This window comes from Pedobacter sp., assembly GCF_035566355.1.
Taxonomy (GTDB): domain Bacteria; phylum Bacteroidota; class Bacteroidia; order Sphingobacteriales; family Sphingobacteriaceae; genus Pedobacter.
This window is the reverse complement of sequence record NZ_DATMRL010000001.1, coordinates 1-11,345: the sequence shown is the minus strand read 5'-3', so window position 1 is coordinate 11,345 and position 11,345 is coordinate 1. Positions and strand designations below refer to the sequence as shown.

The following is an 11,345-nucleotide window of genomic DNA, read 5'->3' as shown; positions in this document are numbered from 1 at the left end:
ACCCACTGGGATAATCGTCTCTGCAATTTCAGCGATCAATTTTCTGTTTTTTTCTAAATTTTTTAAATCTGGTACTTTATTAAGTTGAAAAAATTTCCATATAGTAGTTCCGCTAAATGCAAGTACGAATATTCCAAATATCCTAAAAATGGCTTTTTTCCTATTCATATCTTTCTTAAAAATCCCGCGTCAAAAACATATCTACAAACTATTGTTTTAAAGCAATGTCATTGTATACTGCCAGCAATTGTTCTGCAGCAGCTTTCCAAGTAAAATCCGAAGCCCGTACTAGTCCCTTTCTTTTCATTTCTCCCTGTAGTTCTTCATTGCCAAGAACCTCTGCTATCTTTTCTTTAATCTCAAGGTAATTCGTAGGATTAACATACACCGCTGCATCTAATGCCACTTCTGGCATGGAAGAGGTATTCGAAGTAATTACCGGTACCCCACAAGCCATAGCCTCCAAAATAGGGAGTCCAAAACTCTCTCTTAATGATGGATATAAGAATAGCTTTGAAATATTATAAAGTAAAGGCATTTCTTCCGATGGTATATACCCGGGGAAAATAAAATCTGATGCCAGGGTATCCTTTCCTAATTTAACCAGCAACTCATTAACCAGCGCCTTATCATAATCCAAAATAACCAATGGAAGACCGTTCGGGACATTTGACTTATATTCTGCATAAGCCTTAATGACATTTACAGTATTCTTCTTGGGTGCTGTATTTCCAAGAAAAAGAATAAATTCATTTGGTAAATCATGGGCTGAACGAAAGGCTTCCAATTCTTCTTTCGAATAAGAAACATTAAATTTCGGGCTTACCGCATTGTAAATCACTTTTACCTTATGATCGGGTAACCTTAGTTTATTTAATATAACTTCTCGTTCATAATTCGATACTGTAATAACCAACTGACTCTTTTTAACAACTCTTGGAACAACGAAACGCCTGTATAAATTGCCAAAGTTCTGGTATGAGGTACCTTTAAAATCCGTTTTCTCCAGATAAATAATATCGTGTAACGTTAGCAACAATGGTACAGATAAACGAAGGGCCGAAGTATTACAGGTCGAGTGAAGAAAATCAAGCTTATCTTTTTTCACCTCATTTGGCAGAGTAAACTGTTCCCAGGTTGGATAAGACTTTGCTTCAAGTCTTTTGATCTTAAAATTAGCTGTTTCTTCTACGCAATGATCATCAGCATCATTCCTCGCATATAGAATATACTCATTATATTGATCTAGTTTTTGTATTTCACGTATCAATTCCAGGGCAACGACTTCCATTCCGTGCTTCTTTGCCCTAAAAAGACGTTGCACCTCAATTCCTATCCTAAGCTTTCTTTTCATTCTTGTTAATTTCTTTTTTAGAGTTGTCCATTGAAATTACAGGTTCAATTATACTTTATTTGAATCATCTATCTTCTCTTCATGATAATGTTCAGTCGCTATTGATATTTGATTTGCTCTCCGGGCTTTTAATAATGCCAAAATTTGAAAATATATAAATTTAGGGGCGTTTTTTAAAGATTTATAGATCCTCCCATCAGCCTGAAAATAAGATAAAGCAGAAAAAACAGCTGCAATGAAGAAGAAAACACAAAGCACCCAATACAGAGCGAAAACCGGCATTATAAAAAGGTCAATGATAAAAAACAAAAACGAAATCATAATGAGCATAAACAATGGTGGCCTTAACAGCATTGTACTAAACAAGAACTGATTCCAATCCACCCTCCCAATAGATCGCATCATCATTTTAGCACCAAGAAAAAGATATTTAAACCAAGTATTTATCCACCTTGAGCGCTGATTGACCAGTTGATCTGTTTTACTGGTCTTTTCATCATAAACAACCGCATGTTCTGCAAAAGCGATCCTCTTACCCCGGCTTATAATTTCATACTGGAGGATTTTATCAAAACCCGCACCGAGGATTTCCGTAGTTTCAAGGCAATTTCTATACAAGGCTGTAGTAAAAGCCATTCCAGAACCAGACAAAGCTGCAGAGGAACCTGCTTCGAACATCAGTTTTCTATCCACAAGCCTATAATAAATATCCCCTGCCTCATCTAAACAGGCATAGGTAGTATCGAGATTTTTAGCCGCCCTAACACCTTGTACTGCTTCATACCCCTGGTCAAATACTTTGTTCAGCTCATTAAAGTATTCCTGATGTACAAGATTGTCACTATCTATAATAGTTAACCTCTCATGAGGTCTTTTAAACCTGTTTATGGCATAAAAATGTGATTTAGTGTTACTCGCCAAAACCTCTTCAGGCCGCAAGACCACTACCCTCTGATCTTCAAAATGCAAGCCGCTCACATCGCAATTATCGGCAACGACATAAATGATATAATTGTTGTAATTGGCTTTCAAAATGGAATTTACAGCAAAAGGAACTTGCGTAACCTGCAGATAAGCGGTAACAATAACTGCGTAATCGGCTTCGCCGCCCACCTCGACATTAGTCTTTTTTTTCTTAAGTAGACTTATAATATAGAAGAACAAGGGCATAAGAAAATGTATTCCTACCAATATCTGAACAGCAAAAAAAACATAGTATAACAAATTCATATTATTTTTTATCGGTAATCAGTTCAATTGTTTTATAAATTTCTTTAATACAATTTTCCCAGGTATGTGTAGAAGCAAATTGGGTCCGTTCAGTCTGTAACCGGGGTGAATCTTCAACAATGGCTTTTTCAATAAGCTGAACATATTCCTCTTTTCCATTTGCCAGATAAACATGCGAACTAAAAATCTCCATAGCCTTTGTTGCAGTAGCTACAGTCGGTTTACCCATGGCGAGATATTCGTCCACTTTACGCGGATAGTTCCCAATTGTAACTTCATTAACCAACTGAGGGTTAATACATACATCAAAAAATTGTATGTATAGCGGTAATTCGGCAACAGGTTTTATTCCGGTAAAGATGATATTCTTTATCTGATGCAGATCGCTGCTCACAAAAGCTTCATCTTCTCTGCCAACCAATACAACGGTCCAATCTGGGCGGCTCAGGGCAATATGTTTTATCAATTCAATATCCAGCCGGATGTGTTCCAATGCACCAACATAACCAATAACAGGCTTACTTATATTTTCAAGTTCTTTTGGCGCTATTGCATTTTCGTTAATCTTAAAAAGTTCCAGCTCACAGCCTTGGCCAATATAAAACGAGTTTTCATTATAAGATTTACAATACTCTGCCAAATAAAGCGAATTGGCCAAACAAATATCACTCTTAGCAATCAGTAAAGGTTCAAGTTTAGCTCCGTGTCTTTTCCAGTAATCCACGGCAAGCATATAATCTCTGGAATAATAAATACTCAAACAAGGGTTAAGTAACTCTTTCAGATAAAACCCTTTAAACATTTCATTATCATTGAACAAAATATAATCTTTAAATCCAAGTTGTTCAATGGCCTCCCTGATAGATTCCGCAAATTTGGAATTATTCCTTTTGTTGAAAAAATCAAAAAAGGAACTATTGCCAATCCAATTAATAGATTCTACCAAACAGTCTGGATAGAGATTCCATAAGTTTTCCTGGACATGGACCAATTCGTTTCTTTTATTCCTAATGGCTTCCAGGCGTTTTTTCACTTTAGGATTCGCCCGGTCCCTGTACAATGTAACCCGGTCCAATGGAGAGTTGATATAGAGTACTCTATTGTGCCGTGACAGCTCCAATGCAATATTTTTACAATTGCTACCAATTGTGGTATCCCAGGCTTGTTGTCCAATAATTATGAAGTCTCTGTTATGCATAAAGTACAATTATCAATTTGTCTACAGGTAATTATATAACTTAATTCTTTACAGATTCCCATGTCCCAGTTTCTGCGGAATATCTTTTAATGATTTTAGCTGGATTTCCAACAGCGACACAGTAATCTGGTATGTTTTTGGTCACCACGCTACCCGCTCCTATAACCGAATGTCTGCCTATTGTGATGCCTGCAGTAATCACGCTGTTGGCTCCAATCCAAACATTATCTGAAATAATAATCTGTTTTCGGATCTCCTTTTGAAGACTTGGAGGTATTGTTACATCTTCATAACCATGATTTAACCCCGAAACAACGATGTTTTGAGCCAACATTACATTATTACCTATTTCTACGGGACCAATAACAACACTACCGATTCCGATCATACTACCCTCTCCAATCAGGACATCTCCCACTCCATTATTAATTGTTGCAAAATCCTCTATGGTTGACTTTGCTCCAAGTTGAAAATTATTAAAAGGAAAAACATCCATTCTGCTACTACATCTTATGATACTGCCTGGCCCCTTTTTATGCTTAAAAGGATTGATAAACAATCTTACCCATAAGCGCGGCCGATGATCATTATTTGGGATCAACAACCAGTGGGCTATTTTTTTTAATTTCGGATTCGACTTTATCTTATCTTTTAAGGACATATGCTGGCATTAGTCATTTATAAATTAAAATTTCATTCATAAGAACGCTTCAATAGCTACAAAGTAATTCCATCTACTTATTCTTGATTTCTTTAAAAAAAGCAATTGCAAAACAAATCAGGCCTGGGATTATAAAAAGTTCAAACGGCATTGCCTACCTCCTTTACTTTTGAATAAATATTTTCTTCTTCTGTATTGTTTTCTGAATTATTCATTTCTTCTGTTTTCTTCTGTAAATCAAGTCCAGGGCTTAGATAAATAAAAGCAAAACAAATGGTAGTAACCAGTGCAGAAGGCATGGAGTTCATTACCTCATTTCCATAACTACAAAAAAACAAGCCGGCAGCTGTTGCCAACATCGCAATGTTCTTATACCTTAAGCCCTTGTCTTCAATCTTCCAGATAATCCCGCTACATTTCCCCATTATGAACATGATCATACAAAACCAAAGAATAAAACCCACGATTCCATACATCGCCCAAATCTTCACCCAGTAACTGTCGGGCTCTATTGTAGACAAAAATTTGTCTCCATTGTAGATCTTTCCCCAATTCCCTATAACACCCAAACCACCTCCAAACGGTCTTGTTTTTAAATATTCGCCAATAACCTGCTGGTTCATAAAACGAACATTCAGTGAAGCGTCTTTTGGATCCACTGCTGTACGCAGCCTCATAATCTGATAATTTCCGTTCCCTATGTTCGTATACTTTAATACAAATAAAAACGATAAAAGGACAACAGATCCAATCACCAGCACTCTAATATTTTTTGTTAGAAACACCGCAAAAAATGCTCCGACAACTAAAGCAAACAATGCTCCCCTGGTTCCGGAAATTAGCATCCCATAAAAAGTCAATAATGCAGCCAAACCCAATAATACTCTTTTCCATTTTTTAAACGGACCTAAGGCCAATACCGCAGTTAACAGTACAAATGAAGCCTGAGATGCACCAAACTGACCAGCGTCACTATAAAAAGAAAACACTCTTAACTGTCCCCAGATCAAATGGGTCAACGCTCCCCCGTCATCTAAAAATTTCTGTTCTCCGGGGGAAAGACCAATTTTCAGCTGCTTAATCCCATTTAGTGTAGCGAGTAAGGACAAGCAAATGAATAAGATCAGAACCATATCCATCTTCTTTTTTGAATTAAAAAGAAGAAAAACCAAGGGCGTACATAATAGCGGGAAAAGGGCTGTACTTCTGATTTCCTGGAGCCAGCCCATAATACTGGCACCAGCAGGGTTGGCAATCTCTGCCACACTGATTAAGAACCAGGCCAGCATGAGCTTGTTCAGCGAATTGTCCAGTATCTTCCAATTATATTTTCTATTTAAAATTCCAATTGTAAACCAGGCCAGCAATAAAAACACTTCTATTCCAATCCCAAAAGGCAATCCCCCAACTTCTCTACCAAATATTCCAAAAGTAAAGCAATAAATAATCAATGCGACCATGCCTATGGAAGGATCTCTAAATAAGAAGATAATGTAGGCAATAACAAATACAGCAAGCATAAGCACTACAGGTGCCACAGGATTCATATAGGTCAATATACTGACCACAACTGAAATGATCAGTCCTATGATGGATATAACCCATATACGCTTAGTTTGCGATAAGGAAGATAAAAACTGGATCATTGATATTTTTTTATTTTCCGTTTAACCTCAATGAAACAGCTTACCTAAGCCAATTTAGCTTTGTTCAAAACCCATCCTATAAAACCTGGTTTTTCCCGGATATATTTGATCAGTTCTTTTTCTTCATCTGCTACGGCCCTGCCAGCTTCAAATACAGCAATATTTACTTCAGTGAACAACAGCCACTCTTTCGCTTTATTAATTTCCTTAAGGCTATCCACATCAATTACAATAACATCAAACTGCTCCTTTAAAACTTCAAAACCTTTTTTCAAACTGTTTACATTCTGCATTTCAAGTAAAGAAGAGCTAGCATCGTTTTTATTCAAAACAGTAATCAGATCTTCAATCTGGATTTCCCTTTTTACCAAAAAACTTTGAAAATCCTGCCGCATGGCAATCTCTTTGGAATCTGACATTGGAACTTTTGTTTCCCCGCCAATCAGAAGGACCTTATTACCCATCATAGCGAAGGAATAAACCAGGCTTCCTGCAATAAAAGACTTTCCTTCATTTTCCTCCAGACTGGTTACACCTAATATTTTCTTACCCTCCTTCGCAAAAGCCTCAGCCACTTCAAATCTCAATGACCTCAGCAAATCCTTAAAAGTAGAGTACTCCTGATCTTTATTGTCTTTCCAGATATTTCTGATATTCCGGTCTGTATTTTCTATATAATTCAAATGACCTAAAACAGGTGATTTCGTCGCATAAGCCAATTGCTGTCTGTTATTAATTGTGTGGTCCAAAAGGAAAAGAATAAATACAGAGAAAAAGCAAATAAAGAAACTCGAAATTCCTGCTAATGCAATATACATTACCTTCTTCGAAGACAAAGCCAATCCAGGGAGACCAACCTGAGCGATCTGCAATTTCAGGGCAACATTTTGCTGAGTTTTATTTTGATTATAGGTATCCAGGGAAGTCATATAATCTTTAGTTGCCAATTCTGCATCCCGTTCATAATTTTGAATCCCCGCATCAAAGGGCACCATCGTATTATATTTCGCTTTAAGCATAGACAGTTCGTTATCGATAGACCGGATACTACCCTGTGCCTGACTTACTGTGGTCTCCAAAGCCAATTTTTGCTGGATCAACCCTTGTTTAGATGCCTGTGGATCGGTAACATTATTATCTGATATACGAGCACTTACCCGGTCAATCAACCTACTAATTGAATCTACTTTTTTCTTGTCACTCAATTTAAAATTACCATCTATATAAGCGTCATTTGCAATTTTCAATTGATTTTTAAGGCTAACAATAGTTTTATTATCACCTGTTGTGTTCCCTCCCATAAATGCATCACCATTGCCCCGCAATTTAGCATTAATATCGGCGATTGCTTTTTGATTAGACTGGATATCACGGATGGCCTGAGCCTTACGCTCCTCATTCTGTGAAATTTGGGAATAAACCATCTCAGACTGCTTATCGAGATTCAGAACCCCGTTCTTCATCTTAAATTCCTTTAGAGCAGCCGTTTTCTGGTTCATTGCTAATTCTTTCTTTTTTAATAAAGAATCAAGTAACTCTATGGAATTATTTTGGTTAGCATTAACATCCTGTCCATAGTTGTTAATAAATTCTGCAGATAAAGTATTGACAACAAAAGAAGACAGCTGAGGATTTACAGATGCAAAATATACATTTATAAAATCACTATTATCTGGCCTGTAGATATTCAGCTTCTTTTGAATACTCTCGCCGTCATAGCCCATAGAGCTCACGATATCATAAAGCTTAAACTTATTATGATTATCTCCTACTGCAAGAACCTCTTTCTTTAAGAGCTTTTCCCTATATATCCCTATAACCTCCTGCAAATTAGCAGATCCCAATGAGTCTATAATCTTGCTGTAAGGTTTAAAAGCTGTTTTCGGGTTTTCCAGATCATGCAGGATCAGGTGATAAGACAGGATACTCATGATCCTCTGCATTTTCATTCTTTCAATAATGTTGGCAAACTGCTGGTTAACTTTAAAATAATCAGCATTTTGATTTGATCCTACAACAACTTGTTTAGACTGGTCTACAATACCTGTAGCGATCTGTGCCTCAGAAGCATATTCTTTAGGAAGCTTGCGAACCAAAAAATAAGTGATTACAGCTGCCGTGAGTGGAACCAAGACTAAAATCCATTTATACTTATTAAGAAGTTTTAAAAATGCTTTAATGTCCATCTACAAATATAAGATTTTATTAATTATTATTTAACATCAGAAAGCTTCATCCCAATAATCTCTTCTAATGCATCTTTAGCATTAAGTAAGGCTACTTCCGTCTGAATCTTTTCTGTGCTTGCACTGGTTAAGTTTATTCTGGATTGGTTGTAGGTATCTAACGGTACTTCACCTTTCTCAAATTTATATTTCATGTTATCGGCCACATTTTTGTTGTCCTGCACACTTTGTGTATAAATTTTAAGCTGATTTAGTTGCTGGATATAAGCATAATATCTTTTTTTAACCTCTGTAGCCAGAGTTAACCTAAAGTCCTGCGCTTGTAATTGTGCAATTTTATAATCAGATTTTGCTTTTTTTGCAGCGTAAGGTTTTTGAAGAAAATTTCCAAGATTCAAATTTACACTAAACTGAAATCCATTCACATTATAAGGGTTAACAGGATCCAAAACCGTCTTGGATTGAGGTCTGTAAAAATAAGACGCATTAAACAGGTCAAGGTAAGATATAGCACTACTAGAAACATCGGTCTTTGCTTTTTTGACACTTTCATCCATTACTTTGACCTTCGGGTAGTTCTCCAGGGCCAGTTGAATATATTTATCCAGGTCAGATGACTTTACCTCACCTATAATTGACTCCTGAGCATAGCTGCCGATGCTGGTGAAGATGAGAGATGCTAAAGTAATTTTAAAGAGTGTTTTCATGTTTTTATATCTTTTAGGTATTTTAATATTTCCTTAACTAACTTTATAAGTTAAACCTTCTCCTTTTGGATCAGGGCAGGAATGGTTTTTAATATTATTTTTAAGTCTAAAAGAACTGAATAATTATTTGCATAATAATTATCAAGCTCCTTCCTTTCGCGTTCGGACATTTCCTTCTGTCCCCGTTTACTAATCTGCCACAAACCGGTTAAACCTGCCGGGCCCAAAAATCGGGTAGACCACTCATTCGTAGTGAGCTGCTCCGCCTCGTATAATGGCAAAGGCCTGTTACCTACTAATGACATGTCACCGACAAACACATTCATCAATTGAGGCAGTTCATCAATACTGGTTTTTCTTAAGAAAGATCCAAATTTTGTTATGCGAGGATCATTCTTAAATTTGACAAAGGCAGTCTTCCCACTTTTGTTGTCACCTTCCGATGCATATTGGTTCAAATCTGCCATAGAACTCAACATCTGATCGGCATCCTGTCTCATCGACCTGAATTTGTAAAAATCAAATATTTTATAACCTGCTCCCACTCTTTTACTTTTATAAATCACTTTACCTTTAGACTCCAGTCTGATGAGTAAAGCAACAACTAAGAACAAAGGGAAAAGAAAGAATAATGCCAAGCCAGAAACGATCACATCAAAAATCCTTTTACTTAATGGAACCTGGTATACTTGCTCGGTCTGTTGAGCCAATTCCATTAACTTAGGTTTGATCAGTTTAAATTTAACGAGAAAATTAAGCCGTTCGCAGAAATCTTCCAGTGGAAAAGGATAAGTATAATAGTCATTCACCTTTAAATCAAGCGCTTCCCTTCTCCATTCCCGATTTTCTTTAACTCCTAAAAGCACAATGATCAATCCCTGAAAAAAAGGATTTTCCTTAATATATCTTACTTGTTCGAAACAATTGGGATTGTCATCAACCTCTATTAAAATAATATCGGGAATACTTAACAGCGATTGATTATCAAAATAGTGCCTAAAGCTTTTTTGGTCATCCAAATACTCAATGTGAGCATTAAACTCCTCAGAAATAATACTTCGAAGCAGCTTTCCAAAGTATACGATCTTGGCATTGATCTGTGGCTTGTCGATTGCAGAAATTGTCATCATTGTATAAGTTGGGCGATTTGATTTTTTAGTTCGGCTGGATTGAAGGGTTTCTCCATGAAATGGTCAATCTTGAAAGGCATTTCTTTTACTTTCTCTTCCAAATTATCAGAACCGGAAAGTAAAATGACTGGCGTATTTCTGTAAAAGCCACTAATTTTGAGGTTACGAATTAGTGTACTACCATCAAAATAGGGCATCATCAGATCTGAAATGATTAAATCGGGATCGTTTCCTTCTTCCAGCCAGTCAATGGCTTCAATACCACTTTTTTTGATCACAAGATCATATTCCGAAGATAATATAAAGCTCAGTAATTTAAGTATACTGAGTTCATCGTCGACAATTAATATACTTTTCTTGGTCTTTTCTTTGACGCTCTCCATGTTTTGTTGTTTAATATTAAGAGACTTTGCTAATAATTCATGCCCTTTTAACACAACAGTGGTAAATATCAGATATTTACTACGTAAGCTAAAAATACCTCTTTTATCTGTAAACATAACAAATTTATCTATTACAATTTAACCAATTTATCATCGTTGTTAAAAAATTAATCAAGCCTAAATTAAGTCGCGATTGAAGCAGCAATTCTTCGTATTAATTTCCTTTAATGTTAAATGTATTTTCCTGGATCTGACCCTGGTTTAAATCCTTCAATTCATTAGAAATTATCCTACCAGAAGCATCGATAATTACCATCCTTACTTTTTGATCCTCTTTAGAAAGCAGTTGGGTTTTCAACTGTGCATCATCCAGATAAGAAAATGAAAGATCTTTACTCCCACTGTCGATATTGGCCTGATACTTTTGATCATATATTGTATAATTGATTACACATTGATTACACTCTACACGAAGTACTCCCTCTTTATTAAAAACTACCTCAGACAAAGGATCGTTAAGTCCATTTTTTTTACAGCTAAAAAGGCAAAAAACAAGAGTGAATAACAATAAGTAATTTTTTCTCATATGGCGTTGTTTACATAAACAAGCAGCAAAAAATCAAGCCAAGATGACCATTGTCCGGAGAATATTTTCATAATCACCAGTTAACAAACCAGAAAGCTAATTTTCTGTCTCTGTATAAAAGAACGTCTGCACATTAAGTGGGATAGGCGACCTATATATAGGCGAGTATTTTCCCCATATTTCAAAATCAGCTGAGGTCATATCTCCCCAATGATAAAATTCATCTAAAAGTGCCGTTAAAAGAAAAAGTCATGCTTTTCTGCA

At 36.2% G+C, this 11,345-nt stretch carries 10 protein-coding genes; all 10 read right to left on the bottom strand.

Going from position 1 to position 11,345, the window contains the following annotated elements:
- Window positions 1-208 precede the first annotated feature (208 nt).
- A complete protein-coding gene (locus VNZ46_RS00050) occupies window positions 209-1,354 on the bottom strand; it encodes a glycosyltransferase family 1 protein (RefSeq protein ID WP_325558012.1) in 1,146 nt (381 codons plus the stop codon).
- Between the two features lie 48 nt (window positions 1,355-1,402).
- Complete coding sequence (locus tag VNZ46_RS00045; protein WP_325558010.1) at window positions 1,403-2,584, bottom strand: glycosyltransferase; 1,182 nt, start codon at window positions 2,582-2,584, stop codon at window positions 1,403-1,405.
- A 1-nt stretch (window position 2,585) separates the two neighbouring features.
- Window positions 2,586-3,782: a glycosyltransferase gene (locus tag VNZ46_RS00040; protein ID WP_325558009.1), complete on the bottom strand. Its 1,197-nt coding sequence runs from the start codon at window positions 3,780-3,782 to the stop codon at window positions 2,586-2,588.
- A 40-nt stretch (window positions 3,783-3,822) separates the two neighbouring features.
- Window positions 3,823-4,278, bottom strand: coding sequence for an acyltransferase (locus tag VNZ46_RS00035; protein WP_325558008.1), 456 nt, complete (start codon window positions 4,276-4,278; stop codon window positions 3,823-3,825).
- 305 nt (window positions 4,279-4,583) lie between these two features.
- Complete coding sequence (locus tag VNZ46_RS00030) at window positions 4,584-6,089, bottom strand: O-antigen ligase family protein (protein WP_325558007.1); 1,506 nt, start codon at window positions 6,087-6,089, stop codon at window positions 4,584-4,586.
- Between the two features lie 44 nt (window positions 6,090-6,133).
- Window positions 6,134-8,275 carry a lipopolysaccharide biosynthesis protein gene (locus VNZ46_RS00025; RefSeq protein ID WP_325558005.1) on the bottom strand — a complete coding sequence of 714 codons (2,142 nt, stop codon included), beginning with the start codon at window positions 8,273-8,275 and terminating at the stop codon, window positions 6,134-6,136.
- A gap of 26 nt (window positions 8,276-8,301) precedes the next feature.
- Entirely contained in the window at window positions 8,302-8,982 is a 681-nt protein-coding gene (locus VNZ46_RS00020; RefSeq protein ID WP_325558004.1) for a TolC family protein, read from the bottom strand.
- Between the two features lie 50 nt (window positions 8,983-9,032).
- Window positions 9,033-10,112 (bottom strand): sugar transferase, encoded by a 1,080-nt coding sequence (locus VNZ46_RS00015; protein ID WP_325558003.1) that lies wholly within the window; start codon window positions 10,110-10,112, stop codon window positions 9,033-9,035.
- Window positions 10,109-10,495: a response regulator gene (locus tag VNZ46_RS00010; protein WP_325558002.1), complete on the bottom strand. Its 387-nt coding sequence runs from the start codon at window positions 10,493-10,495 to the stop codon at window positions 10,109-10,111. Before VNZ46_RS00010 ends, VNZ46_RS00015 begins: the two co-directional genes overlap by 4 nt.
- A gap of 214 nt (window positions 10,496-10,709) precedes the next feature.
- The gene (locus VNZ46_RS00005) at window positions 10,710-11,081 is read right to left on the bottom strand and encodes a hypothetical protein (RefSeq protein ID WP_325558001.1); all 372 of its coding nucleotides are present in this window, start codon (window positions 11,079-11,081) and stop codon (window positions 10,710-10,712) included.
- Between the last annotated feature and the right edge of the window lie 264 nt (window positions 11,082-11,345).